A 25,389-nucleotide genomic window follows, 5' to 3' on the forward strand; every position below is an offset into this window, starting at 1 on the left:
ATGCTTGACGCAACATTCTGGGCCTTTGTCGCCTTTGTGCTGTTTCTGGTTCTGATCGTTTACCTCAAAGTTCCAGGCAAGCTGGCTGAAGGGCTGGACAATCGCGGGAATAAGATTCGCTCCGAGCTTGAAGAAGCCCGCCGCCTGCGTGAAGAAGCGCAGGCCTTGCTGGCTGAATATCAGCGCAAGCAGCGTGAGGCGGAGCGCGAGGCGGAAGATATCATCAGCCAGGCCCAGCGCGAAGCCAAGGCGATGGCGGTTGAAGCTGGAAAAAAACTGGAAGCCTATGTCGTGCGGCGGCAGAAGCAGGCCGAAGAGAAAATCGCCCAGGCCGAATCCCAGGCAATCCAGGATGTCCGATCGCGTTCGGTGGACGTCGCCATTCAGGCAGCTCAGGCGATCATGGCAGAAAAGGTCAGCGGCAAGCTTGCTGACGATCTCATCGGTAAAAGCATCAAGGATGTGGCCTCCAAGCTCAACTGACACCTCTCATCAGCATAGTCTCAATCACGCAAGGCCGGGTAGTTCCCGGCCTTTTCGTATGCGTCATTTATAAATCCCGCAAAGGCCGGAAGCTGAGCCGGTGATGCCGCGTTCCACCTTTGCTGAGGATGGCCGCACGGTGGAACTGCGTGCCGTAGCCCATATGCTTCTCAAGTCCATAGCCCGGGGCATCCCTGCCGCATATCTGCATCATCCGGTCGCGCGTCACCTTGGCAATAATTGATGCGGCAGCAATCGACTGAGACAGATTGTCGCCCTTGATCACGGCACCGCCGGGACAGGGCAGACCGGCCGGTATGTCGCGCCCGTCGATCAGCACACCATCGGGCTGCGCGGGCAGGGCGGCAACGGCCTGCGTCATGGCCCACAGCGTCGCTGCGCGGATGTTCATCCGGTCTATGCGCTGCGCAGTTGCCCAGGCAATTGCGACGCTGTGTCGGGCAATCAACTTGTCAAACAACTCCGCACGCTGTCCGGCAGACAGTTTTTTGGAATCGTTCAGCCCATCGGGAATGTGGCGCGGATCAAGGATAACCGCTGCGGTCACAACCGGGCCGGCAAGAGGCCCGCGTCCGGCTTCGTCCACACCGGCAATGGCAAACAGTTTCCGGGCTGAATTTAAATCACGTTTGGAAATCTGCCTGAACAATGGCAAAGCGGCTGTCTGGCCGTTTCGCTGCAGCGCCAGCAGCCGCGCACAGGCCAAAGACTCCACAGCCATGTCTGGCATGCAGGAATGCGTGCGGTCTGCCGGTGCCCGGTATGGGGAATCGAAAAGTTGAGACGACATGCCAGCAACAGTGCTGAAAAACCCCGCTTCCTGCAAGCCCGCTTCCTGCAAGATTGTCTATGTGAAACCAATCCGGTCCACTGTCTCAGCAGGCCAGATCGAACAGTGACATCTGATCATTCTGCTTCGCCGGAGCGGTAAACAGATCCGTGCGCAACTCGGCGCGATTTGTGCCGATTTTCAACCGCTCGCAGGCCTTTTCAAAGCGCCGGCCGATCATCCAGGCATAGGGGCCGCTGCCACGCATCCGCCGGCCCCAGGTGGCATCGTAGTCCTTGCCATCGCGCATCGATTTTACCAACGACATCACATGCCTGTAGCGGTCCGGATAATGCGTCAGCAACCACTGCCGGAAAATATCGCGCACTTCCAGAGGCAGGCGCAGCATCACATAGCCGGCCTGATTGATACCAACGGCTTTGCCAGCTTCCAGAATGCGTTCAATTTCACTGTCATTCAGCGCCGGAATAATCGGCGCCACCATCATTGCCGTTGGAATTCCGGCGTCATGCAGGGCCTGCAGGGTTTCCAGGCGCTTTGCCGGGCTGGCAGCCCTTGGCTCCATGCTGCGCGCCAGTTTCGGGTCCAGCGTCGTGACCGACAGCGCCACTTTGACCAGGCCCTTTTCCGCCATCCGTGCCAGAATATCGATGTCGCGCTGAATCATCGCGGATTTGGTGACAATCCCCACCGGGTGATTGGTCCGCTCCAGCACTTCCAGTATCGAGCGGGTGATGCGCCATGTTTTCTCGATCGGCTGGTAAGGATCGGTATTGGTGCCCATGGCTATGACCTTTGGCACATATCTGGCATCAGCCAGTTCCTTTTCCAGCAAAGCGGCCGCATCCGGCTTTGCGAACAGCCGCGATTCAAAATCCTGACCCGGCGACAACCCCATATAGGCGTGGCTGGGGCGGGCAAAACAATATGAACAGCCATGCTCACAACCACGATAGGGGTTAATTGAGCGGTCGAATGAAATATCGGGCGACTGATTGCGCGTGATAATCCGCTTTGGATGTTCGACCTGAACCTCGGTCTTCAGCTTTTCCGGCCCGGTTTCAAGCCCGCTCTCAACATCCCAGCCATCATCGAAAGTCTCGCGTCTGACCGGCTCAAACCGGCCGCTGGCATTACTGACCGCACCGCGGCCTTTGCGCGGGTCGAACTGCACGCCGACGCGATGACTGTCAAAACCAATGATCTGTGTTTTGTTCTCCATACCAATAGAATAATGCAAAACAAGAACAAAACAAGAACATAATACAATTATGGCCTGACAGAGTGAAAAGCCCTTGAGAATCAGCTGCCTTGCAGTTTTCCGCGTTTCAGGTGTTCGCCGAGCCGCGGCAGGATTTCGACAAAATTGCAGGGCTGATGCCGATAATCCAGTTGATGCAGCAGGATTTCGTCCCAGGCATCCTTGCAGGCCCCCGGAGAACCGGGCAGGGCGAAAATATAGGTGCTGTTTGCAACCCCAGCCAGCGCCCGTGACTGAATGGTAGATGTGCCGATTTTTTCAAAACTGATGCGGTGAAAGATCTGCGAAAATCCGTCCATGTGTTTTTCAAACAGCGGTGTCAGCGCTTCCGGCGTCACATCATGTCCGGTAAAGCCGGTACCGCCGGTGGTAATCACCACATCCACATTTCTGTCTGCAATCCATTGCGAGACCTGCTCTCGGATCTGACCGATGTCATCCTTGCACAGCGCTCTGTCCGCCAGACTGTGGCCGGCTTTCTGCAGCCGTTCCACCAGCACAGCTCCGGACCGGTCCTCATCCAGCGAGCGTGTGTCCGACAGTGTCAGCACGGCAATCTTCAGGGGAATGAACTGTTTGGTCATATCAAGACGGGGCATCAGACTTCCTGTTTGTTAAGCGTCTGGCGACAGGATGGCTTTTTCGATGGCGGCTTTCCGCAGGCTTAGCAAGTCGCGCCACGCCAGTCGTTTCTGGGCAGGCTGACGCAGCAGATAGGCGGGATGAAGCATCGGCAGTACAGGAATTTCAGCCTTGGAATAGGTGCGCCATTTGCCGCGCAACTTTAATATTCCATCGCTGCTCTGCAACATATTCTTGGCAGATGAAGCGCCCAGAAAAACCAGCAATTCCGGCTTCATAAGTTCAATCTGCCGTGTGATGAAAGGCTTGCACAATTCCATTTCCGCAGTCGTCGGAGCACGGTTGCCCGGCGGACGCCAGGCCACAATGTTGCCGATGTAAACATGGCTGCGGTCAAAGCCGGCGGCCTTCAGCATCCGGTCCAGAAACTGTCCGGATCGGCCGACAAACGGCTTTCCCTGCAGATCCTCATCGCGTCCTGGCGCTTCACCAACCAGCATGATTTTGGCATCTCTGTTGCCGTCCTCAAACACGGTGTGGGTCGCTGTCCGCTTCAGCCCGCAACCCTCATAGGACATCAGTAACGCCATCAATTCATCAAGCGAATTTGCGGAAGCCGCGCGGTCTCTGGCTTCCTGGACGTTGACTTCATGGGGCTTGGTTTCAGAAAATCCCGGGGTGGGAGCTGAAGCAGAGCTGCGCACAGCGGCAGGTTGCGCTGTTGCCGCACCGCCGCCGGCCCGGCTCTCCTGTGGTGGCACCGCCAGACGATCATGCGGCATCTCGTCGAGCGCAATATCAACGCCCGCATCGACATAAAACTGCAGCACATCCTTCAGAGTTTCAGTCTGTTCCATCTGCCGGTTTCCAGAGTTCGGTCAACACATCTGCGCAATCCTTTAAAGCAATACAAACCGCATGTCTTTGGCTTGCAGGCAGATGATGCTGGAACTTGACGCATATTCTGGCTAGATGGTGCACTATCGGCGAACCAAAGGGCCGGTTCCGGACTCAGCAATGGTCAGGCTCTGGACCTGACAGGTGTCCGAAATGGTTTCAAAACCGGCATTTTGAAAGGCAGCATGAATGACTGACAACACACAGGTTGCGGCAGAGCCGCGCGAAAGCATGGAATTTGATGTGGTGATTGTCGGTGCCGGGCCGGCCGGCCTGTCGGCTGCGATCCGGCTGCAGCAACTGGCTGCTGAAGCGGGACGGGACGATTTTTCGGTGGTTGTGCTGGAAAAGGGTGCTGAGGTCGGCGCTCATATCCTCTCCGGCGCGGTGGTGGACCCAATTGGTCTGGACGCTCTTTTGCCGGAATGGCGCAAACAGGAAACGCCTTTGAAGACACCGGTTACCGAAGACCGCTTTCTGTTTCTGGGGCCTTCCGGCTCTCTCCGCCTGCCGAATTTTCTGATGCCGCCGCTGATGAACAATCATGGCAATTATGTCGTCTCGCTGGGCAATGTGGCACGCTGGATGGCGGAAAAAGCGGAAGCACTGGGCGTCGAGATCTATCCCGGATTTGCAGTCTCGGAACTGCTCTACGATGATAATGGCGCGGTGCGCGGAGTGGCTACGGGAGATATGGGCATCGGCAAAGACGGTGCGCCGAAACCCGCCCATGAACGCGGCATGGAACTGCTCGGCAAATACGTCCTGATAGGAGAAGGCGTGCGCGGCTCGCTGGCAAAGCAGCTGATCGCAAAATTCGAACTGGACGCAGGCAGGGAGCCGCAGAAATTCGGCATCGGCCTGAAAGAATTATGGGAAGTGAAGCCGGAAAATCACAAGCCGGGTCTGGTGCAGCACAGCTTTGGCTGGCCGCTCGACAACCGCACCGGCGGTGGGTCCTTTCTCTACCATCTGGAGGACAATCAGGTGGCGGTCGGCTTCGTGGTCCACCTCAATTACAAGAACCCGTATCTGTCGCCCTTTGAAGAGTTTCAGCGTTTCAAAACGCATCCGGCAATTGCCCCGGTGTTTGAGGGCGGCAAGCGCCTGTCCTACGGCGCCCGTGCCATTTCCGAGGGTGGCTGGCAGAGCGTGCCGAAATTATGCTTCCCCGGCGGCGCCCTTATCGGCTGCTCGGCCGGATTCGTCAATGTTGCCCGCATCAAGGGCTCGCACAATGCGGTTCTGTCGGGCAAGCTGGCTGCAGAACACGCCTTTGCGGCGATTGCTGAAGGCCGCTCCCAGGACGAGCTGTCCGGTTATGAGGCGGCCTGGCGCGGCAGCGAAATTGGCAATGACCTGAAAAAGGTCCGCAATGTCAAACCGTTGTGGTCGCGTTTCGGCACGCTGCTTGGCATTGCGCTGGGCGGATTTGATATGTGGACCAACACGTTCGGCTTTTCCCTGTTCGGCACCCGCAGCCACGGCAAGCCGGATCACGCAACGCTGGAGCCAGCCTCCCGGCACAGCAAAATTGACTATCCGAAACCCGATGGGGTTCTCAGCTTTGACCGCCTGTCGTCGGTGTTCCTGTCCAATACCAATCACGAGGAAGACCAGCCGGTGCATCTGCAGGTGCTCAATCCGGCTTTGCAGAAATCCAGCGAGCATGATGTCTTTGCCGGCCCGTCCGCCAGATACTGCCCTGCCGGTGTCTATGAATGGGTGGAACAGGGCGGTGAGCCGACCTTCGTCATCAACGCGCAGAATTGTGTGCACTGCAAGACCTGCGATATCAAGGATCCCAACCAGAACATCAACTGGACAGTGCCGGAGGGTGGCGGTGGCCCGGTTTACCCGAACATGTAGCGCCGGCCGCTCGCCGATGGCAGGCGGTTCCAGGGGGCAGGGCAGCGCGAAAATGCGGTGTCAGACCACTTCCCCTGCGCGCCCTCACGTGTCGTTTTCATGTCTATAAAGTCCTCGACCTCAAATCTAGAAAATTGGGGCTGGAACAGCTTTTTTGACGATCAGTGGGCAGACGACCGGGATGCCATTCCCGTTCGTGTGGTGGAAGTTCATCGCAGCGGCATCAGGGTGGTTGGCCCGCAGATTGACGAACATATTCAGCGCTTCAGCACCATGACTGACGATGAAGAGACCGTGGCGACGGTGGGCGATTGGCTGCTTCTGGACGCCCAAACAAAAAAACCGAAATGTCTGTTGCAGCGGCGCAGCCTGTTTCAGCGCCGCGCTCCGGGAAAGGCGCGCAAGCTGCAATTGATCGCGGCTAATATCGATACACTGTTCATCGTCACATCCTGTAATCAGGACTTCAACACAGCACGGCTTGAGCGCTACCTGGCACTCGCCCGGGATGCTGACGTGCGGCCGGTCATCATTCTGACCAAGGCTGATCTGGCCCCGCAACCGGAACAGTGTCTGATGGCCGCCGCCAGCCTGGCTGATGATCTGCAGGTCGAGATTGTCGATGCGCGCAATGCCAGCAGCCTTGCCGGTCTTGCCCGATGGTGCGGTCCGGGCCAGACCGTGGCGCTGGTTGGATCGTCCGGAGTTGGAAAATCAACTCTGGTCAATACTCTGTCCGGAACCGACCGGGCGGCCATCGGCGACATAAGGCAAGGCGATGACAAGGGCCGCCACACAACCTCCGGCAGGACCTTTCATCAACTGCCAAGCGGCGGCTGGCTGATCGACACGCCGGGCATCCGGGAATTGCAACTGGCCGATGTGAGGGAGGGACTGGAGGAGGTCTTTGCCGACATTGTGGAACTGGCTGCAGGCTGCCGTTTCAATGATTGCAGCCATGAGGGCGAGCCGGGGTGTCAGATTCAGGCCGCCATCGCGGATGGAGTTTTGCCGCTCTCCCGACTGAAAAACTGGCGGAAACTGGCAGCGGAAGAGCTTCACAACAATGCCAGCCTGTCAGAGCGCCACACCAGAAACAAGGCCTTCAGCAAAATGGTGAAACGCGCGACCAAACACAAGAAAATGGGTGAGTTGGATTAAATTGGATCAGCTTGACAGGCCGGTCAGCGTCGCAGCCCCCAGGATGGGACCGGGATTACCGTTAATGGTCGACTGCACCAGCACGGCGCAATTATCATAGCCGCTTTTGGCAAGTTCGCTCAGCGGCAAAATCATTTCGGTTCGTTTGCCTTTCCACATTCCAATTGGGCGCATTTCGCGGACAACATTATGATATTCGACCTGCCGGCCGCGGTTCTCGCCGCGCTCAATATCCACGGTGTGAACATCATCGTAAAACACCAGCCAGATGGTGGTGTTCTCGCCAAGTTCTTCGGTGCCGTCCACGCTGATCGTCAAAGCTTCAGCTGTTTTCGTCAGCCTGACCTCCAGAGGCAGGGAGGATGACGGGTCGGAACTGGCCTTTTGCAATTTTGCAATCGTGGCATCAATACTTTCCCGGCGGCTGCCAACCACATGCACCTGACCATTGATCACCGCCTGCGGTGTATAAACATCGCGGTCGCTGCGACCTGCAGCATAGGCGCGTTGGCGTTCGGAATGCTCCGGCTTGCCTAGCGTATCGCGCCAGCCAAGGTAATCCCAGTAATCCACAGGCATCGTCAGCGCCAGAACCTCGCCCTCAGCGACCAGCTCAGAAATAACCTTGTCGGCGGGCGGGCAGGAGGAGCAGCCCTGACTGGTAAACAGCTCCACGACCGCTTTCGGCTTTCCGTTGATTTCAGCATAGGCGGGCTGTACCGCCAGGGGCAGAGAGCCCATCAGGCTGGAACCAAGGATGAAAGAAAGCAAAAACGTTACACGCGAGACCATTCGTCAGTTCCTTTGTCTTCTCACCCAATCATGTAGCTATAATCCATTTCACGCTCCAGTCACTTCTCGGTGAGACGCGGCCACCGCTGGTGACAGAGTGCTGAACGATACTCTGCAAAGGACTTTTCGGCCGGTTTCCAAAAATGTCTAACCAATTGATCTGAGTATGAAAACCATGATTGCCACGCACTCGCGCGGACGCAATTGAATCAATTTAACCATGTAATGATCTAATGGTTTGAAATGACTCGTAAAAACGCGTTTCCATAGCGCTCCAGCTTCTTTGCTCCGACCCCGTTGATCTGCATCAGGCCAGCCATGGTGCCGGGGCGCGATTGCGCCATTTCGATCAGTGTGCGGTCGGGGAAAATCACATAGGCCGGCACGTTCTGACTTTGCGCGAAATCCGTGCGGCATGTTTTCAGCGCCTTCAGCAATTCCTGATCACCGGCGTCGCTCAGTTCAATCGGGGCCGTTCGTGCACTGCTGCGTTTGCGTTCGGCCTGCTTTTCAGGAAATCGCAAATCCAGCTTCATCTCGCCGCGCAGCACCGGGCGGGCCTTTTCACAGACCTGCCACGAGCCCTGGGCAATGGTGACATTGGCGTAGCCCGCAGCATAAAGCTGGCGGAAGATGCTGCGCCATTGCGATTTGTCAAACTCCGTGCCGACGCCGAAAGTCGGCAGCAGATTATGGCGTTGTTCGGTAATGCGGCTGGTCTCCTCGCCGACCAGCACACTGACCAGATGTTCCAACCCGTAAATCTGACCGGTTCGCAGCATTGCTGACAGCGCCTTTTGCGCTGCCTCTGAGGCATCAAATAGCTGCCTGGGATTTTTGCACAGATCGCAATGGCCGCAGGGCAGGGCGATTTCATCAAAATAGCCCAGCAGGGTCTGACGGCGGCACAATGCCGCTTCGGCAAGGGTCAGAAGGGCATTGAAGCGCTGGTGATCGGCCCGCTTGCGCGCCTCAGGTGCTTCACCCTCATCGATCTGACGCCGACGCAGCTTGATGTCCTCGACCCCGTAAAGGCACAGCGTATCGGCCGGCAGGCCGTCGCGACCGGCGCGGCCAATTTCCTGATAATAACTTTCCATGGTTTTGGGCAGGTCTGCATGGACCACAAAGCGGACATCCGGCTTGTCAACACCCATGCCAAAAGCGATGGTTGCGGCCATCACCACGGCATCTTCCTGAGAAAATCGCGCCTGGTTGATGTGCCGCTGCGCTGCGTCCATACCGGCATGATAGGCCAGCGCATTGACGCCCCTGCCGCGCAGATGCTCGGCCATATCTTCTGTCTTGCGCCGCGACGAGCAATAGATGATGCCGGACTGTTCCGCTCTGGCAGCGACGAATTCGGATATCTGCCGTTTCGGATTGTTCTTCGGCTCAAACGCCAGAAACAGGTTCGGCCGGTCAAAACCGCGCAGAAACTGTCTTGGTTCGGCTGCGAACAGTTTGGAGATGATTTCACTGCGGGTTTCTTCATCGGCCGTCGCAGTGAAAGCTGCAATCTGAACACCGCCCAACGCCTCCCGCAGGCGCCCGATCTCCAGATAATCGGGCCGGAAATCATGACCCCACTGACTGACACAATGTGCTTCATCGACGGCCAGCATATTGATCTTCAGCCGGTTCAGCAGTCCAGGTGAGGTGGCGATCCGTTCCGGGGCCATATACAGAAGTTTCAGCGAGTCGTTATCCAAGGCGCTGAACACCCGCTCGTTCTCCGCCGCATCATTGTTGGACGTCAGCGCCCCGGCTTCCACACCACTTTGCCGTAATTGGGCAACCTGGTCGTTCATCAGTGCCACCAGCGGAGACACCACAAGGGTAACACCCTCTTTGCACAGCGCCGGCAACTGGTAGCACAACGACTTGCCGCCGCCTGTAGGCATAATCGCCAGCACATCTTCTCCGGCCAGCACACTTGCGACAATTTCCTCCTGGCCGGGCCGGAAGCTATCGTGGCCGAATACGGTCTTGAGCAGATGACGGGCTTGCTGCATGAGGATCAGGGAATCGCTTGGGCTGTTTTCCTAGTGGATAGAGCATTTGCCAGTGACATAGAAGCTGCCTTGACGGCTTGAGGATAATTCGCTCATACAGGTGCATCGTTTCGGTAATCTCGGCACCAACTGCCTTGAAGCGATTTGTGCTTTGGCCCCATCTCATCCGTCGCATTTTCCGCATATGATTGTCGGACAAGCGATGGAGGCGCGGAAAAACTCTGTTAGCCTTGCAGCATCAAAGGAACCTGGGATCGTGTTATGACGGTTACGTTGATTGGAAATTCGGCTGGAAGCGCCGGTGAAAACCGCATTCATCCCGGGTCAGGACGCCGCAAGGCCCACATCTACAATAAGGGCCGCCAGCTTGACCCGGTCGCGTTTGAAGAGGTGACAAGCCTTTTTCAGCATGCGCCGCAGCGCGACATGCTGATTGAATATCTCCATGCCATTCAGGACAGTTTTGGCTGTCTTCACGCCCGGCATTTGCGGGCTCTGGCCGAGTGGATGCGTCTGTCGATGGCGGAAATCTACGAAGTCGCTACCTTCTATGCCCATTTTACCGTTCTTGAGGATGACGAGGCACCGCTTCCCGAAATCACGCTGAGGGTCTGTGACAGCCTGACCTGTGCTTTGTTCGGCGCGGAGGAGCTGTTGGAGGACCTTTCGGACCGCTTTGGCCAGGATGCCGGCAATACTGTTCGCGTGCTGCGTGCGCCCTGCATGGGCCGTTGTGACGTCGCGCCTGTGGTCGAGGTCGGACACAATCATGCGGTGCAGGCAACGCCGGATAATATTGCTGCCATGCTGGATGCTGGCGAGACTCATGCTGCCGCGCCCGGCATCATAACCTTTGACGCCTACAAGGCGGAGAACGGCTACCGCCTGTTGCAGGCTGTGCGAAGCGGCGAAGTCACGTATGAAAACCTTGCCGGTGTCATCGAACAATCCGGTTTGCGCGGGCTCGGCGGGGCCGGATTTCCGGCTGCCAAGAAATGGGGGTTTGTCCGTGCCGGACCTGCACCCCGGCTGATGTGCATCAATGGCGATGAAGGCGAACCGGGTACGTTCAAGGACAAATACTATCTCGACAAGGACCCGCACCGCTTTCTGGAAGGCACACTTGTGGCCATGGAAGCAGTCGGTGCCGAGCGGTGTTACATCTATATGCGCGATGAATATCCGGCGCTGGTGGATATGCTGCGGGCCGAGGTCAACCGGCTGCAGCAGGAAGGGATTGTCGCACCGGGCCAATTGGAGGTGCGCCGCGGCGCAGGCGCCTATATTTGCGGCGAGGAATCCGCGCTGATTGAATCCGTTGAAGGCAAACGGGGTTTGCCCCGGCATCGCCCGCCCTATGTGGCGCAAAACGGCGTGTTTGGCCGCCCGACCCTGGTTCACAACGTCGAGACAGTTTACTGGATCCGGGAAATCTTTGAAAAGGGCGCTGACTGGTTCACCTCTCATGGCCGCAATGGCAGAACAGGATTGCGCTCCTTCTCCGTCTCCGGCCATGTCCGGCAACCCGGCGTCAAGCTGGCACCGGCCGGCATTACCCTGACGGAGCTGATCGATGAATATTGCGGCGGCATGCTGGAGGGCCACCGGCTGAAGGCCTATCTGCCCGGCGGGGCCTCGGGCGGCATCCTGCCCGCCTCGCTGGCCGATGTTCCACTGGATTTCGATACGCTGCAGGCGCATGACTGCTTCATTGGTTCCGCCGCAATCGTGGTTCTGTCAGACCGAACCGATATGCGCGGTGTTGCAATAAATCTGATGAAGTTTTTTGAAGATGAAAGCTGCGGCCAGTGCACACCCTGCCGCAATGGCACGTCGATGGCTGTCAGGCTGATGCAGGAAGACCACTGGGATGCCGAGATCTTGCAGGATTTGTCGCAGGTAATGATGGATGCCTCGATTTGCGGGCTGGGGCAGGCCGCACCAAATCCGCTATTATCCGTGTTGAAGCATTTTCCGGAGGAGGTGCTGGCGCCATGAAAAACGTCAAAACCGTCAGTTTTGTGCTGGATGGAACAAAGGTTACTGCGCTGGAAGGCGAGAGCATCTGGCAGGTTGCCAAACGGCTTGGAACCAGTATTCCGCATCTGTGTTACAGCGAGCAGAAGGGCTACCGTTCAGACGGTAATTGCCGCGCCTGCATGGTCGAGGTCGAAGGTGAACGCACGCTTGCCGCCTCCTGTGTGCGCGCTCCGAATGAGGGCATGGTCGTCAACACCGCCACCGCGCGGGCGCAAAAGTCCCGCAAGCTGGTGTTTGAGCTGCTGGCCGCCGATCAGCCATCGCGCGAGGTCCATCCCGACCCGGAGTCCGTTTTCTGGAAATGGACCGACGCGGTCGGCGCTGAAGCGGGCCGCATGCCGAAGCTGAAGGACGTGCCGCGCGATATCAGCCACAGTGCCATTCACGTCAATCTTGATGCCTGTATCAATTGCAATCTTTGTGTGCGCGCTTGCCGGGAAGTGCAGAGCAATGACGTCATCGGCATGGCCTATCGCGGCCATGGCTCTCAGATCGTTTTTGATTTCGACGATCCCATGGGCGACAGCACCTGTGTCGCTTGCGGCGAGTGCGTTCAGATTTGCCCAACGGGGGCGTTGATCGAGAAAAGCCTGGTCAATTCAGATGGTGTGCGCACCGAATATGCCGACACCACTGTGGAAACCCTGTGTCCATTCTGCGGCGTCGGCTGCCAGACCGATGTTCACGTCAAGGACAATTTGATTTTGCATGTCGACGGGCGCGACGGGCCGGCCAATGAAAGCCGCCTGTGCGTCAAGGGCCGCTTCGGCTATGATTACATCCATCATGACGGGCGTCTGACCCAGCCTTTGATCCGCCGTGAGGACGCCCCCAAACATGTCGATTTGCAGATCGCACCGGATCAGATCGACGCCTTTTTCCGCCCGGCGAGCTGGGATGAGGCGCTTGAAAAGGCGGCCACGGGCTTTCGCGATATTCTCAACCGCGACGGTGCCGACGCAACCTGCGGATTTGGCTCTGCAAAAGGCTCAAATGAAGAAGCCTATCTGGTGCAAAAGCTGGTCCGCACCGGATTTGGCACCAATAATGTTGACCATTGCACACGGCTTTGCCACGCCTCCTCAGTTGCCGCCCTGCTGGAAGGGGTCGGCTCGGGCGCGGTCTCCGCACCGTTCAACGCCGCCAATGAAGCGGATTGCATCATCATTATCGGGGCCCGGCCGACAGTCAATCACCCGGTTGCCGCCACCTATTTCAAGGCAGCGGCAAAGCGCGGCGCGAAGCTTGTCATCATGGATCCGCGCCGCAATGAGATGAGCCGTCTGGCCTGGAAGCACCTTGCCTTCAAGCCGGGCCGAGATGTGGCGCTGCTGAACGCAATGCTGCATGTGATTATCGAGGAAGATCTCTACGACCGGCAATATGTGCAGTCGATGACCGAAGGGTTTGATGAATTGCGGGCCCGCATCAGTGAATACAGCCCTGAAAACATGCAGGAAATTTGCGGAATTTCTGCCGAAGACATCCGCGAAACGGCGCGGGCCTATGCAACCTCACCGCGCTCAATCATTTTCTGGGGCATGGGAATTTCCCAGCACGTCCACGGCACCGACAACGCCAGATGCCTGATCGCGCTGGCGCTGCTGACCGGCCAGATCGGCCGCCCCGGAACCGGTCTGCATCCATTGCGCGGGCAGAACAATGTTCAGGGCGCGTCCGATGCCGGGCTGATTCCGATGTTCTACCCGGATTATATTTCCGTGGAAAATGCCGAAACCAGAGCCCGGATGCAACAGTTCTGGGGCACTGAGCTGAGCGCAGAACGCGGCCTCACCGTGGTGGAAATCGTCAATGATATCCACGCAGACGGCATCAAGGGCATGTATGTGATGGGCGAAAATCCGGCCATGTCCGATCCTGACCAGCATCATACGCGCTCCGCTCTGGCAATGCTCGAACATATGGTTGTGCAGGATATTTTCCTCACTGAAACCGCCTGGTTTGCAGATGTCATATTCCCGGCCAGCGCCCACGCTGAAAAGGAAGGCACTTTCACCAACACCAACCGCCAGGTTCAGATCGGCCGCCCTGCCGTGACACCTCCGGGAGAAGCGCGGCAGGACTGGAACATCATCGTGGATCTGGCAAATGCGCTGGGCCTCGGCTGGAACTACAAGTCGGTCAGTGAGGTGTTTGCGGAAATGGCGCAGATCATGCCATCGCTGAACAACATCACCTGGGATCGCCTACAGACCGAAGGCAGTGTGACCTATCCCTGTGAAGCGCCCGATGAAGCCGGCCAGGACATTGTATTTAGCGACAGGTTCCCCACCGCCAGCGGCAGGGCACGGATCGTGCCGGCTGATCTGGTGCCGCCGGATGAATTGCCGGACGACACCTATCCGATGGTGCTGACCACGGGCCGGCTTCTGGAACACTGGCACACCGGCTCGATGACCCGCCGCTCAAAAATTCTGGACGCCCTTGAGCCTGAAGCTGTTGTCAGCATGAATGGCAGCGATATCCGCCGCATGGCACTGACACCTGGAAACATGGTGCAGGTGACGACGCGCAGAGGCAGCATCAGGCTGAAACTGCGTGAAGACTGGGAATTGCCGCAAGGTCTGGTGTTTATTCCGTTCTGTTACGCCGAGGCACCAGCCAATGCTCTGACCAACCCGCAATTGGATCCAATCGGCAAAATTCCGGAATTCAAATTCTGCGCGGTCAGGGTAGAAGCGGTGGTTCAGGAAGCAGCGGAATGAAGCCCTTCTTGCAGGGCAATCAGGCCAGCAGATACAGCAACACGGTAATCGTGAAAACGGCAGCGATGGTGGAAATCAGTATCGCAGCTGAACTGCGCCGCACCATGACGCCATAATGTTCAGACAGGACATAGACATTCTGCGCCACCGGCATGGCAGCGATCACGGTTCCGATTACAATGATGGCCGGCGGCAGACCCAGCAGATACAGCATCACCGCAGCCACTGCCGGATGGACCAGCAATTTCAACACACTGAGGACAGCAACCGAAGCCAGATCCTCGCCGACGCTGCGTTGTGACAGCGACATGCCAAGCGCAAACAGGGCCGTGGGCGCAGCAGCGCCGCCGAGAAAATTGCTGAAGGTTCCGGCAGCTCCCGGCAATCCGATGCCGCTGGCCGACAAGGCGACGCCGACCAGAATAGCGACCGCAAACGGATTGCGTATGGCACCGGTGAGGGCGCGTCTGACCGAGGCCGCGGGCGTGCCGCCGCCCGCCGATTCAATAATCATGATCGATAATGGGATCATGATCATCAGATCGATAATCAGAGCCGCGGCGGACAGGCGAACGCCTTCGGGGCCGAATGTGGCTCCGACAATCGGGATTGCCAGAAAGCCGATATTCGCGATTGCCGAGCCCTGGCCGAACAGCGCCATTTCCTTGCGCGAGGCGTTGAACAACACTCTGGAGAGCACCATTCCAAGAGCAAATAATATCAGCGTTCCGGCAAGCCAGGCACCAAGAAACCGCCAGTCCAGAATGGCACTGATCTCCTGGCGCGCCAAAGCCCCGATAACGAGGGCGGGCATGGCGAAGTAGAACACAAATACATTGATTGATCCTGCGCTTTTCGGATCGATCACCTTGGTGCGGGCGGCGCCGTAGCCAAGGCCGACCACAGCAAAAAACGGCAGCGTCAGCTCAAGTATGCCAAAAAAGGTGATCATTGCGCGCTTTCAAGCCGGTGAAACAGTTTTACACTTTTGGTGTCAACCATCGCCTCGGTTTGGGCGGTGATTTCTGAGAATGGGCAGAACCGTCCGGCAGCACATCTTAGGCCTGGCGCTCAATTGGTTTTCCGGCGCACGCATTCATCCCAGAAATCATAAATCGCCAATGACAGCACCACAATGGTGATCACCATGAACGGAAAGCCGCCCCAGAACCCTGCGAAACCGGTCGAGATGCTATGCGAAAGTCCCACCACAAAAGTCACCAGCAGAGCGGTGCCGATAAAGCCCATAATCAGTTTGACCGTATAGGACATGATCTTGTCTCCAGCATTCGTGTTACGCGGCGTCGGCCGCAAGTTTGGCTTGCAGCCAGGTGGCGGATCTGAGCAGCCGATCGTCTTTTTCGGCCGGTCCGATCAGTTGCACGCCAATCGGCATTTGGTTCTCGCCCACAAGAAGCGGCAGGCTCAGCGACGGCAGACCTGCAAGCGTCCACAGGGTGCAGAATATCGGATCTCCGGTGCCATCGTCAATCGCTGGCGCTTCGCCGGTGGCGCAGGGCGCGATGATGGCGTCGAACTCGGTAAAAAAGTCGGCGAAAAAAACTTCAGCCGAAGCTTTGACCCCGAGTGCGTCCTGATACTGGTCCTGGCTGATTTTGCGGCCGCGCGCGACAACGCCTTGCAGCAACGGGCTGACTTTGTCCCAATGCGCATCGAAAGTCTCCGCCAAATGGAGGCAGAGTTCAAATTCGTGAATGGTAGCCTGCACGGCGACCAGATTGGCCATCGCATCAGCGGGACGCAGCCTGAGCACCCGTTCGCCAAGCGCATCAATGACTGTATCAAGTCCTTCACGGCCGTCGGTGGTCAGCCGGTCATGAAACGGCAGTTCGAAAAATGCCAGGTCCGGCTCAACCGGAACCTCCTCTGCGACCCCCTTGGTCATCGCCGGGCGGGGCCGCGGCAGGCTCGCCGGATCGATGGAATCATGGCCAGCCAGCGCCTCAGCCAGGAGCGCAGCGTCGGGCAGTGTGCGGGCGAAGACGCCGACCTGATCAAGCGAGACCGAGGTCTGCAACACGCCGCGTCGGGAAATGACGCCCCGGCTTGGCTTGAAGCCGTATACGCCGCAAAACGACGCCGGCCGGATGACCGACCCATTGGTCTGGGTGCCTATGGCGAGCGGTACATGATGGGCGGCAACGGCGGCCGCTGAACCACTGGAAGATCCGCCTGGGGTTCGCGCCGGATCATGCGGGTTGCGGGTGCGGCTCGGATTGAGGAAGGCGAATTCGGTTGTCACCGTCTTGCCCATGATGACCGCTCCGGCGTCGCGCAGCCGGTCAACGATCGCGGCATCCCGATCAGGCTGACGAGCTTCGAATGCCGGACTGCCGAGCTGTGTTGGCATGTCGGACGTGTCGATAATGTCCTTGAGCCCGACCGGTACGCCATGCAGCGCTCCCAAGCTTAGCCCGGCACGGCGAATACGGTCCATCTCGGCAGCCTGGCTCAGCGCCTGGTCCGGGTCCAAATGTGCCCATGCCTGTATTGTGGGATCGGTCTGAGCGATCCGGGCCAGGCAGGATTTGACCAGATCGACCGAACTGAGACGGCCCTCCCTGATCTGGCGGGCGGTGTCGACGGCGCTGAGTGACGATGGACCCTCATTCATGGGACGTAGACGCCGAACAGATAGTCAGGCAGCCAAAGAGCGATTCCCTTGAATTGATAGAGCAGCACCATGGTCAGGATGACGATGCTGAGATAGGGCATGATGCCCTTGAATATTTCCATCAGCTCGATCTGATTTTTTAGCACGCCCTTGAGATAATAGGCCGACATCGCCATCGGCGGAGTAAGGAATGAGGTCTGCAGGTTGAGCGCCACAAGCATGGCGAAGAAATAAGGATTGACACCGAACGTATCGAGCATCGGCAGGAAAATCGGAACGAAGATGATCAGGATTTCCGACCATTCCAGCGGCCATCCAAGAAGGAAGATGATAATTTGCGCCAGCACCAGGAACTGCCAGGGAGCCAGGTCCATGCCGACAACCCAATCGGAGATCAGATCATGGCCGCCCAGATAGGAAAACACCGAAGCAAACGTCCATGAGCCGACAAATAACCAGCACACCATGGCGGTCGCCTTGGCCGTCAGGAACACGCTTTCCTTGAGCTTTTGCCAGGTCAGAGACCGGTAAAGCATAGCCAGAACGAGCCCGCCGAGAGCGCCCATGGCTGCAGCTTCCGCGGGCGTTGCCAGTCCACCGAGAATCGAGCCCAGCACCAGCCCGATCAGAACTGTCAATGGCACAAAGGAAACCAGCAGATCGCGATAGATCTCGCGTGGAGGCGGCACATCCTTCAGATCCGGTTTGGGCGCCAGCGAAGGCGTGATCCAGACCCGGGCAATCACGTAAACGATGTAAAGCCCCGCAAGAAGCAATCCGGGAAACACCGCCGCCGCATAGAGTCTGAGCGGTGACAGATCGGCGATCGCTGCATAGACGATCAGCATGATCGATGGCGGAATCAGGATGCCCAGCGTGCCGCCGGCGCAAATCACGCCTGATGCAAAGCTCTTGTTGTAGTTGGCGTTGGCCATGGCGGGAAATGCCAACAGGCCCATTAAGGTGACCACGGCGCCGACAATGCCCGACGCGGTAGAAAAGATCGCGCAGGTCAGAAGCGCGGCAACGGCCAGTGAACCGGGCAGGTTGCGGGCTGCCATGTAGAGGGAAAAGAACAGCTTGTCGATGATGTTAGCCCGCTCAACGACATATCCCATGAACAGGAATAACGGGATGGCCACAAGTGTCGGGTTTTCCATCACCGAATAGGTGTTCTGATTCAACAGATAGAAAATATTGTTGTTGAAGATATCGGCAAAAGTTTCCGCGCCGCCCTGATAATAGGCGTAGTAGCCGAAGCCCACGCCCATGGCCAAAAGCGTGAAAGCGATCGGAAAACCCAACAGCACCAGGACAATAAACAGGCCCAGCATGAACAGTGCGACTTCAGGATTTGACATTCAAAATTTCCTAGGTGTTCAGCTGAATCAGGGACGTTTGACTTCGGACATGTGCATGAGCATGTCCTCGGTTTCGCGCACGTCCTCGAGCCGGTCGAGCCAGCGGCCGTACCTGATCGCCAGGACGCAGCGCATGACTTCGGCGCTGCCCTGCAACAGCAGCAATCCGCCGGCGACCGGAATCAATGTCTTGAAAAAATAGATCTGAATGCGGGCCGGGCTGTTCCAGCTAACTTCCTGATACCGCCAGCTGTCGGCCGCGATCTCCCAGCCAAACCAGAACAAGGCGATAATGCCGGGGAAGAAGAACAGGAAATACAGCACAAAATCCAGCGCCGCCTGAATCCGTACCGGGAACAACCGGTAGAGCACATCGGCGCGGACATGGGTGTCCTGGGCCAGCGCATAGGCGCCGGACATCAGGAATAGGGCACCATACATTTGCACCATCATATCGAAGGCCCAGACCGTCGGCGCGTTCAGCACATAACGCACAAATACTTCATAGGATATCGACAGCGTCAGCAGCAGGATGCACCAGCCGAAGGCGCGACCCACCCAAAGGCTCAAGCCTTCAATTGCATGAACGAATTTGACCATTGCGCGGCCTCCGCTAGACAGAACCATGCCTGGCGGCCCTTCGCGGGCCACCAGGCGATGACTTCAGATCAATTCGGAATCAACCGAAATAATGGTTGTAGGCCAGCTTGTAGTCGGGCTGGTTCAGATTGAGATAGCCCATGACATTCTTGGCATAGGCTTTCTGGCTGTCGATCACCTTCGCGAAGAACGCATCCTCGCCCGAGATCCTGTCGACGACCACATCCCAGGCAGCAAGTTGAGCCGCCATTATGTCGTCCGGCGTGCGGAAAACATTGACACCCTGTTCGTCCCGCAAGGTGTTGAGATCGTCAGCATAACGCTTGGTGTTGTTCCAATAGAAATTGGAGTTCTCGGCCTCGGACGCGTATCGCAGAATAGCCTGAAGCTCGGCCGGCAGTGCCTCATATTTCTTCTTGTTAAAGGTAACTTCGAAGAATTCCTGGCTCTGGTGGAACGAGGCCAGGTGGTAGAATTTCGACACGTCCTGCATGCCGAAATCGCGGTCGGAGGTCGGGTTGTTGAATTCCGCAGCATCGATCAGACCGGATTTCATCGCCGGCTGGATTTCACCGCCGGGAAGCTGAACCACGGACATGCCCATTTCCAGAAGAACGTCGGCAGCCAGACCGACGGTGCGGTATTTCAGGCCCTTCATCTGGTCGACGCTCTTGATCTCTTCCTTGAACCAGCCGAGTGGCTGGGCCGGCATGGGCGAGTTGAAGAACGAGACGATGTTGAGGTCAAGCGAGCCCATCAATTCATCGAACAATTCCTGTCCGCCACCATAATAGACCCAGCCCAGCACTTCCTGACTGGACCAGCCGAAGCAGGGGCCGGTGCCAAAGAGCGAGGCAGTCTTGGATTTGGAGTACCAATAGGCTGGCACGTAGTGTGCCGCGTCGAGAACACCGCGGTGGACAGCGTCCTGCATCTGGCTTGTCTTGACAACGGAATCGACGGAAAGCAGGTCGATCTTCAGTGCACTGCCGGCCATGGCATGAACCCGGTCGACATAGGATTGGGCGTTTTCAAGGAAGATACCGCCCCCCCAGGCAGCCTGCATCTTCAATGTCGTGGTGGCATTCTGAGCGATTGCCGGTGTTGCGAGAACTGCGGCACCAGCGATGGCTGAACCGCGCAGAAATTTTCTGCGATTAAGTGCGTTTGACATGTTTCCTCCCACGGAAATTAAGACTGTTTCTTGCCGTTTCAATTCGATCTTCGTGTTGGACGGCTCACTCTAGTGTGGCCAGATTATTGCTAAAGCGTCAACGACAACACAGATGATTGATCATGACATTCGAAAGCTTTGACGCCGACATTCCGCAAATTCAGCCACCCCCAGGTTCGGCCACGACCACCCCAGCCGGGCCAATCAGAGGCTGTGACGAGGGATAGGAAATACCACCTTCATGTTGACTTATTCGCCTTCGCCGGCGCTGCCATAAGGCCGAAAACACTGATGGTTGTTCAGGCCAATGTCGTGAGCTTGTTGATGGAGTCCTCCCAGACTGTTTCCTCCAAGACTTTTGATTTGTTCTGCTAGAAAGTTTCACCCCGGTTGCATTCAATGCAGATGGCAGCGGCTCTGTTGACCGAAACTACGCTGCCTTTGAACTATCATACGATAGAACGAGAATTGCTGTCCATTATCACAATGACTAAGCTCGACTTTGTACATTATGCGGCGAAGCAGAGAGCCTCTGCCATACGCACGAGACGGTCGGGAGGGATTTTGTGTCTTTCCCGGTGCGGCGGGGAGTGTTGATAAATGTCTCCGACCCATAAGGCGAGCCTTACGGCGCCGATGGCATCGGTGAAGGTGAGATGGGTCTTACGATACCAGGCTGCGGCATAAGGAATGCTCGACTTGGACAACAGATCGCACGCCCACAAAGAGATAAGGCTGTAGAGACCAAGCAGCGCCGGCGTGGTGCGGGCGATAGCTTTGTCGGACCATTGCCGTTGGGTTTCGACGCCAAGATGGGCGCGGGTTTCGGCGAAGGTGACCTCGACCTGCCAGCGGCGGACGAACAGGGCGATGATGTCGGCAGGATCGAGCGTTGTATCGGTGCTGAAGAAAGCTTGCGGAGCGCGCCGGCCGTCAGGATCCCTGACGAGGACCCAGCGAATTGGCTTGGGCGGCGTACCAGGTCGGTACCACAATGCGGTGCTCGAGGTAATTTCGAGTGCCTTATGGTGCTTGCGCCCATACCAGGAGGACGCGGTGATCCTTTTCCAGGGCGTGGTCGGGTTTGAAAGCAGCGTTTTCAGCTTGGGCAAGGGTGGCCCCTTCTGCGCCGGGCGTCCGAGGGTGTGGCCGTCACGTTTTGGAGGGGCCGCGTAGAGATTGGCGTCGAGCCGCAGTCGGCTGATGAGGGTTGCTCGGCCGCCGATGGCGTACGCCAGTTCATGGACAGCGAAGCCGCTATCGCCCACGAAGACGATGTCGCGCTCTGGCATCCAGCGACAGAGCTGGAGCGCCCCTTGGCGGGCCCAGTCGGTCAGCAGCTTGTGCCTGCGTCCGCGCTGGTGGTCGGAGCGCTCCGAGGGGGCCAACAGGGTGAGCACCGGGAGGGCCTTCACAACACCTGCCCAAGGGACCGGCGTCAGCACCATGAAGCTCAACCAGCGCAGCCCGCTGGCTTTGACGAAGTGGCCATGGCTGGAGCGGACAGGATCGCGATAGATGCCGCGCGCAGTGATTTTGCGCCCCCATCGGCGCTCGATTGTATCGTCCATCCCGATGACCACGGGACCCTCCGGCACGAGGCGGTCGATGATCATGGCCAGCAGGCGCCGAGACATATCGCGAGACTCCCAGCGGGCGCGGTTAAGGAGCTGATGGTAGCTCGAAAAGTTTTTCGCCTCGGCGCGCCCGGTCATCCGCAGGCAGGCGCTGACGGTGCGCTTGCCCGGGGCCAGCACGGCCCCCATGACCAGGACGAGCATGTGCTCCCAACTGGGCGCCGTGAAGCACGGGCGCAGCGCCTGCAGCCAATCGCGCAGGATCTGGGGAACGGGATCGCCCGGAGACGGCGGCAAGAAGGGGGCATGATGTTTCATCCCATGTTTCGAATCCCTTGTCGCTGACCATGCAAGCAGGCAAACCTGCGGCAAAGTGAATCACGTGCCCTGAGGTGTTCCTATGTATGATCGGCACATGCAGCATGACGAAATCGCCGTTCGCATCGAAGCCTTCGACGACGCCAATGGTGGTGGCGTCGGTTTTTACAAAGACAAGGGTGCCTACCATCTCTACCTGCTGGAGACGGAGGCGCCGATTGCCCGGCTGAAGCCGACCGGCAACGGCAACGAAGTCCGGCTCGGATACTGGTCACACCGGCGCAAATGGGAGGATGTCGATGACATCGGCGGCGTCGTCATACCCCTCGACGAGGCGCTCGAGTTCATAGCGAACGAGGGCATCTTCTGGCTCTGGACCTGACCACAAAAACGTACAAAGTCGAGCTAAGAGCCTGATTTAAAAGTTATCAAGTGATAACAGAGGGATGTGATTCCATCGGATCGATGAAGATTCGATGGAGACCGCGATGCTCTGGAATGATATCACCCTGGCCAAATATAACCGCAAGTTTGCCCGCTATCCAAGCGATCTGACCGATGCTGAATGGGAAGTGGTCGCACCACTTGTTCCAGCATCTCGCCCGGGAGGCTACCCATGAGCCAGTGATATTCGCGAGGTGCTGAACGCCATTCCCTAAATGGCCGGTGGCGGCATTCCATGGCGGATGTTGCCAAGAATTCCCCGCCTGTATCGACCGTCCATGGTTATTTCTACAATTGCCGCAGCGATGGAACCCTGGCCTTGAAGAACTATGCCCTGGTTCAGGAAGCAAGCGAACTTGTAGGCAGCGAACCGTGTGCAAGTGCCGGGATCATGGTAGTGTCCATGTACCTTCGTGTGGCCCATTTGCCGGCCACGATATGCCTCAAACGAGCAGCGGCCAGGTTGAGGCACGACTGACCATCAGGGAATGCTCCGACGACACGGGTGCGCCTGACCGCTTGTCTGAATTTTCGACACCGACGGCGCGGGCAAGCGTACATAGCACACCATAATTGACTTTTCCGAATTGGGCCATGCCCATCAAAATCTGAATGGCCTGCTCCGGCGTTTGCGGTTTTCTATACGAACGCTTTTCCGCAAGGGCACCGAAAATGTCGCAGACGGTCAGAATTTGCGCCAACTTACTGATTTCCCTGCCCTTCAGTTTGTGGGGCTGAAGTCTTAGTCATCCTCAGTATCTGTTTAACCCCGCGAATCGCCAAACGTTCGATCAAATTATGCTCTGCTTACCATTTGGGAAATGCAGAGTGTTCGCCAGACAAATTGCCTCTACCGAAGCTGCGCGTTCCACAAGCGGGTTGCGGCGTTGTATCAAACCCCCAGTGAGCGAACCGGTGCGGAATAGGATCCCACAAACAATCCGTATCCCACGAGTACGAGGAACGCTCCTGCGGCACAGGTGATAAAATGGCTCGCATAGGACAGTTGATCAAACCGTGATCCGACAGTTTTCAATGCCATTTTACGCATTTGAACCGTGAACAAGGCAAGGCCTGCCACCGTAATGGCCGTGCCCAGAGATATTGCTGCAACTGACAATATTCCGGCAAGGGGTATCCCGGCAAATTTCGCAAATATCAAAACCAATACCGAGCCTGAACACGGCCGAATTCCGATCGAAAAAATAACGGCGAGAATTGTGCGCATATCCGACGCGGCGGAAAGCTGTTCGTTGGTTGGCAAATGAGCGTGACCGCACTGCGAGCAGGAGTCATGCCCCTGATGGTATGTATGTTCATGATCATGATCATGATCATGGGCCTGGGCAGTGGATAGTGATTCACCGGCATGCGCTTGTTTACGGCGTCTCAAATTGGCGAGCCCGCTTAATGCGCGCCACAACAGCCAGGCGCCAAGGGAGATTATCAGTAAATAGCTGAGCCGCTCACTCCAAAGCACAACAACACGCGTATCCCGGCCGACCATCCCGAAAAGGAAATAGAGCCCATAAACGAGGGTGATCGCCACTGCGCCCTGCAAGAAGGCCGCCGACACCGCCATCATCACGCTTCGCGGAATGCGTTCAGGCCGGGTTACGAGATAGGTCGACAGAACCACCTTGCCGTGGCCCGGTCCGGCGGCATGAAATACACCATATAGGAAACTGCCCGAAACAACCGTCAGAGTTGTAGAAACACCTATATTGTCTGCCAGCGCGCTGAGCGAACCGGTCATCATCTTATGAAAGGCCCGTTGCTGATCGTAAATCCAGAATATCAGATCGCCATAGGCTGCCCGCACCGGCCCCTGGGAAATCAAAACGGCGATCACAAGAGCCGGCACAATCACCATCAAGATGAACGCCGTCCGGTTTTTGATTATGTGCATTTGATCGTCACCCGCTCGGCAAAATTTGCGCCAAGGCCCGAGCCACCAGACTCGGTTTTGTCGAGAGATTTTGCAAAGGCAGCTACGTCTTCACTGGGATTGGGCGGCAAAAGAGTCCACTCGCACCCCATCGGTGCGCCAACGAGTTTTACCGCATCTGCATCGGTGGAATGATTCATCGCAATGTAGAATTCATCGTCATAAATCGCATATTCGAGATTTCCGGTTTGCAGATCGAGTGCCATTTTAAACGGAAGCTCGAACTCCAGATACAATTGGCGCTTTTTCATTGAGGCCACAAGCGGCTTCGGTTTGCCAAATTCGACGTCCAGACTGTCCTTCTCAAACTTGGTGAAATAATTGATTTCCTCGATATTCCCCAGAATCTCGATGAACAAGGCATCAAGCCCTTCCTGTTCCGGTTTGCCATCGCCGTCTGTGTCGGCCGGTTCAATGAGATACGCAGAGAAAAATTCATCAAACAGCCATGAATATTTAACGGACGATGCCTTGCCAGCCTTGTCGAAGTGCACCGCCACTTTCATTTCGACAAATTCATGCGGATGAGCAAGAGCCGATTGAACAGGGACAAATGCCGAAACCAAAATCGACACGAAGATCAGCCAATACCGGGCAATTCTTCCGCTTTCCATGTCACCCACCACCTAAAATCAAAAATCGTTGCATCTGTACCAGCCGTCAGACCAGGATTCTGTTTCCAATTTCATAATGGC

23 protein-coding genes are annotated in these 25,389 nt (G+C 57.2%); 7 read left to right on the forward strand and 16 right to left on the reverse strand.

Features of this window, described 5'->3' with window-relative positions:
- The gene (locus tag RAL88_RS20060; RefSeq protein WP_306265922.1) at positions 1-483 is read left to right on the forward strand and encodes a F0F1 ATP synthase subunit B; all 483 of its coding nucleotides are present in this window, start codon (positions 1-3) and stop codon (positions 481-483) included.
- A gap of 67 nt (positions 484-550) precedes the next feature.
- Here RAL88_RS20060 and RAL88_RS20065 read toward each other — a convergent pair whose 3' ends face one another.
- The 4 genes from RAL88_RS20065 to RAL88_RS20080 all read right to left on the reverse strand — a co-directional run bounded on the left by RAL88_RS20065 (position 551) and on the right by RAL88_RS20080 (position 3,994).
- Entirely contained in the window at positions 551-1,225 is a 675-nt protein-coding gene (locus RAL88_RS20065; RefSeq protein WP_306265924.1) for a ribonuclease HII, read from the reverse strand.
- Positions 1,226-1,379: 154 nt separating this feature from the next.
- Complete coding sequence (locus tag RAL88_RS20070; protein WP_306265925.1) at positions 1,380-2,516, reverse strand: PA0069 family radical SAM protein; 1,137 nt, start codon at positions 2,514-2,516, stop codon at positions 1,380-1,382.
- An 80-nt stretch (positions 2,517-2,596) separates the two neighbouring features.
- Entirely contained in the window at positions 2,597-3,154 is a 558-nt protein-coding gene (gene moaB, locus RAL88_RS20075) for a molybdenum cofactor biosynthesis protein B (RefSeq protein ID WP_306265926.1), read from the reverse strand.
- 15 nt (positions 3,155-3,169) lie between these two features.
- Complete coding sequence (locus tag RAL88_RS20080) at positions 3,170-3,994, reverse strand: uracil-DNA glycosylase family protein (protein WP_306265928.1); 825 nt, start codon at positions 3,992-3,994, stop codon at positions 3,170-3,172.
- A 229-nt stretch (positions 3,995-4,223) separates the two neighbouring features.
- On the opposite strand from RAL88_RS20080, the gene RAL88_RS20085 reads away from it, so the two are divergent.
- The gene (locus RAL88_RS20085; protein ID WP_306265929.1) at positions 4,224-5,903 is read left to right on the forward strand and encodes an electron transfer flavoprotein-ubiquinone oxidoreductase; all 1,680 of its coding nucleotides are present in this window, start codon (positions 4,224-4,226) and stop codon (positions 5,901-5,903) included.
- Between the two features lie 99 nt (positions 5,904-6,002).
- Positions 6,003-7,064, forward strand: coding sequence for a ribosome small subunit-dependent GTPase A (rsgA, locus tag RAL88_RS20090; RefSeq protein ID WP_306265930.1), 1,062 nt, complete (start codon positions 6,003-6,005; stop codon positions 7,062-7,064).
- Between the two features lie 6 nt (positions 7,065-7,070).
- Here the strand turns inward: rsgA and RAL88_RS20095 are convergent, their stop codons facing one another.
- Together RAL88_RS20095 and recQ are read right to left on the reverse strand one after the other, a co-directional pair.
- Positions 7,071-7,856 (reverse strand): thioredoxin family protein, encoded by a 786-nt coding sequence (locus tag RAL88_RS20095; protein ID WP_306265932.1) that lies wholly within the window; start codon positions 7,854-7,856, stop codon positions 7,071-7,073.
- 230 nt (positions 7,857-8,086) lie between these two features.
- On the reverse strand, positions 8,087-9,871 hold the full coding sequence (gene recQ, locus RAL88_RS20100; RefSeq protein ID WP_306265934.1) for a DNA helicase RecQ: 1,785 nt from the start codon (positions 9,869-9,871) through the stop codon (positions 8,087-8,089).
- 261 nt (positions 9,872-10,132) lie between these two features.
- On the opposite strand from recQ, the gene RAL88_RS20105 reads away from it, so the two are divergent.
- Together RAL88_RS20105 and fdhF are read left to right on the forward strand one after the other, a co-directional pair.
- Positions 10,133-11,869, forward strand: coding sequence for an NAD(P)H-dependent oxidoreductase subunit E (locus RAL88_RS20105; RefSeq protein ID WP_306265937.1), 1,737 nt, complete (start codon positions 10,133-10,135; stop codon positions 11,867-11,869).
- Positions 11,866-14,637 carry a formate dehydrogenase subunit alpha gene (gene fdhF, locus RAL88_RS20110; protein WP_306265939.1) on the forward strand — a complete coding sequence of 924 codons (2,772 nt, stop codon included), beginning with the start codon at positions 11,866-11,868 and terminating at the stop codon, positions 14,635-14,637. Before RAL88_RS20105 ends, fdhF begins: the two co-directional genes overlap by 4 nt.
- A gap of 19 nt (positions 14,638-14,656) precedes the next feature.
- Here the strand turns inward: fdhF and RAL88_RS20115 are convergent, their stop codons facing one another.
- The 7 genes from RAL88_RS20115 to RAL88_RS20145 form a co-directional block, all read right to left on the reverse strand.
- Positions 14,657-15,589 (reverse strand): AEC family transporter, encoded by a 933-nt coding sequence (locus tag RAL88_RS20115; RefSeq protein WP_306265940.1) that lies wholly within the window; start codon positions 15,587-15,589, stop codon positions 14,657-14,659.
- A gap of 119 nt (positions 15,590-15,708) precedes the next feature.
- On the reverse strand, positions 15,709-15,909 hold the full coding sequence (locus RAL88_RS20120; protein WP_306265941.1) for a hypothetical protein: 201 nt from the start codon (positions 15,907-15,909) through the stop codon (positions 15,709-15,711).
- A gap of 22 nt (positions 15,910-15,931) precedes the next feature.
- Positions 15,932-17,272: an amidase gene (locus tag RAL88_RS20125; RefSeq protein ID WP_306265943.1), complete on the reverse strand. Its 1,341-nt coding sequence runs from the start codon at positions 17,270-17,272 to the stop codon at positions 15,932-15,934.
- Positions 17,269-18,633: a TRAP transporter large permease subunit gene (locus RAL88_RS20130; RefSeq protein WP_306265945.1), complete on the reverse strand. Its 1,365-nt coding sequence runs from the start codon at positions 18,631-18,633 to the stop codon at positions 17,269-17,271. The genes RAL88_RS20125 and RAL88_RS20130 overlap by 4 nt, the downstream gene beginning before the upstream one ends.
- A 27-nt stretch (positions 18,634-18,660) precedes the next feature.
- Positions 18,661-19,233 carry a TRAP transporter small permease subunit gene (locus RAL88_RS20135; RefSeq protein ID WP_306265946.1) on the reverse strand — a complete coding sequence of 191 codons (573 nt, stop codon included), beginning with the start codon at positions 19,231-19,233 and terminating at the stop codon, positions 18,661-18,663.
- Positions 19,234-19,312: 79 nt separating this feature from the next.
- Positions 19,313-20,407, reverse strand: a complete 1,095-nt coding sequence (locus RAL88_RS20140) for a TRAP transporter substrate-binding protein (RefSeq protein ID WP_306265948.1) — start codon at positions 20,405-20,407, stop codon at positions 19,313-19,315.
- A 509-nt stretch (positions 20,408-20,916) separates the two neighbouring features.
- Positions 20,917-22,302, reverse strand: a complete 1,386-nt coding sequence (locus tag RAL88_RS20145; protein ID WP_306265319.1) for a transposase — start codon at positions 22,300-22,302, stop codon at positions 20,917-20,919.
- Positions 22,303-22,384: 82 nt separating this feature from the next.
- Here RAL88_RS20145 and RAL88_RS20150 point away from each other — a divergent pair, with 82 nt between their 5' ends.
- Both RAL88_RS20150 and RAL88_RS20155 read left to right on the forward strand, forming a co-directional pair.
- Positions 22,385-22,684, forward strand: a complete 300-nt coding sequence (locus RAL88_RS20150) for a hypothetical protein (protein WP_306265320.1) — start codon at positions 22,385-22,387, stop codon at positions 22,682-22,684.
- Positions 22,685-22,790: 106 nt separating this feature from the next.
- Entirely contained in the window at positions 22,791-22,922 is a 132-nt protein-coding gene (locus tag RAL88_RS20155) for a hypothetical protein (RefSeq protein WP_306265949.1), read from the forward strand.
- Between the two features lie 267 nt (positions 22,923-23,189).
- On the opposite strand, the gene RAL88_RS20160 is transcribed toward RAL88_RS20155, so the two are convergent.
- The 3 genes from RAL88_RS20160 to RAL88_RS20170 form a co-directional block, all read right to left on the reverse strand.
- On the reverse strand, positions 23,190-23,471 hold the full coding sequence (locus tag RAL88_RS20160; RefSeq protein WP_371932197.1) for an HD domain-containing phosphohydrolase: 282 nt from the start codon (positions 23,469-23,471) through the stop codon (positions 23,190-23,192).
- A gap of 167 nt (positions 23,472-23,638) precedes the next feature.
- Positions 23,639-24,655 (reverse strand): nickel/cobalt transporter, encoded by a 1,017-nt coding sequence (locus RAL88_RS20165; protein ID WP_306265952.1) that lies wholly within the window; start codon positions 24,653-24,655, stop codon positions 23,639-23,641.
- The gene (locus RAL88_RS20170) at positions 24,646-25,308 is read right to left on the reverse strand and encodes a DUF1007 family protein (protein ID WP_306265953.1); all 663 of its coding nucleotides are present in this window, start codon (positions 25,306-25,308) and stop codon (positions 24,646-24,648) included. Before RAL88_RS20170 ends, RAL88_RS20165 begins: the two co-directional genes overlap by 10 nt.
- Positions 25,309-25,389 lie beyond the last annotated feature (81 nt).

It is taken from the genome of Pararhizobium sp. IMCC3301 (assembly GCF_030758315.1).
GTDB lineage: Bacteria > Pseudomonadota > Alphaproteobacteria > Rhizobiales.

Coding starts and splice junctions, on each gene's coding strand:
- RAL88_RS20060 (WP_306265922.1), top strand. CDS start 1: ATGCTTGACGCAACATTCTGGGCCTTTGTCGCCTTTGTGCTGTTTCTG.
- RAL88_RS20065 (WP_306265924.1), bottom strand. CDS start 1,225: ATGGCTGTGGAGTCTTTGGCCTGTGCGCGGCTGCTGGCGCTGCAGCGA.
- RAL88_RS20070 (WP_306265925.1), bottom strand. CDS start 2,516: ATGGAGAACAAAACACAGATCATTGGTTTTGACAGTCATCGCGTCGGC.
- moaB (WP_306265926.1), bottom strand. CDS start 3,154: ATGCCCCGTCTTGATATGACCAAACAGTTCATTCCCCTGAAGATTGCC.
- RAL88_RS20080 (WP_306265928.1), bottom strand. CDS start 3,994: ATGGAACAGACTGAAACTCTGAAGGATGTGCTGCAGTTTTATGTCGAT.
- RAL88_RS20085 (WP_306265929.1), top strand. CDS start 4,224: ATGACTGACAACACACAGGTTGCGGCAGAGCCGCGCGAAAGCATGGAA.
- rsgA (WP_306265930.1), top strand. CDS start 6,003: ATGTCTATAAAGTCCTCGACCTCAAATCTAGAAAATTGGGGCTGGAAC.
- RAL88_RS20095 (WP_306265932.1), bottom strand. CDS start 7,856: ATGGTCTCGCGTGTAACGTTTTTGCTTTCTTTCATCCTTGGTTCCAGC.
- recQ (WP_306265934.1), bottom strand. CDS start 9,871: ATGCAGCAAGCCCGTCATCTGCTCAAGACCGTATTCGGCCACGATAGC.
- RAL88_RS20105 (WP_306265937.1), top strand. CDS start 10,133: ATGACGGTTACGTTGATTGGAAATTCGGCTGGAAGCGCCGGTGAAAAC.
- fdhF (WP_306265939.1), top strand. CDS start 11,866: ATGAAAAACGTCAAAACCGTCAGTTTTGTGCTGGATGGAACAAAGGTT.
- RAL88_RS20115 (WP_306265940.1), bottom strand. CDS start 15,589: ATGATCACCTTTTTTGGCATACTTGAGCTGACGCTGCCGTTTTTTGCT.
- RAL88_RS20120 (WP_306265941.1), bottom strand. CDS start 15,909: ATGTCCTATACGGTCAAACTGATTATGGGCTTTATCGGCACCGCTCTG.
- RAL88_RS20125 (WP_306265943.1), bottom strand. CDS start 17,272: ATGAATGAGGGTCCATCGTCACTCAGCGCCGTCGACACCGCCCGCCAG.
- RAL88_RS20130 (WP_306265945.1), bottom strand. CDS start 18,633: ATGTCAAATCCTGAAGTCGCACTGTTCATGCTGGGCCTGTTTATTGTC.
- RAL88_RS20135 (WP_306265946.1), bottom strand. CDS start 19,233: ATGGTCAAATTCGTTCATGCAATTGAAGGCTTGAGCCTTTGGGTGGGT.
- RAL88_RS20140 (WP_306265948.1), bottom strand. CDS start 20,407: ATGTCAAACGCACTTAATCGCAGAAAATTTCTGCGCGGTTCAGCCATC.
- RAL88_RS20145 (WP_306265319.1), bottom strand. CDS start 22,302: ATGAAACATCATGCCCCCTTCTTGCCGCCGTCTCCGGGCGATCCCGTT.
- RAL88_RS20150 (WP_306265320.1), top strand. CDS start 22,385: ATGTATGATCGGCACATGCAGCATGACGAAATCGCCGTTCGCATCGAA.
- RAL88_RS20155 (WP_306265949.1), top strand. CDS start 22,791: ATGCTCTGGAATGATATCACCCTGGCCAAATATAACCGCAAGTTTGCC.
- RAL88_RS20165 (WP_306265952.1), bottom strand. CDS start 24,655: ATGCACATAATCAAAAACCGGACGGCGTTCATCTTGATGGTGATTGTG.
- RAL88_RS20170 (WP_306265953.1), bottom strand. CDS start 25,308: ATGGAAAGCGGAAGAATTGCCCGGTATTGGCTGATCTTCGTGTCGATT.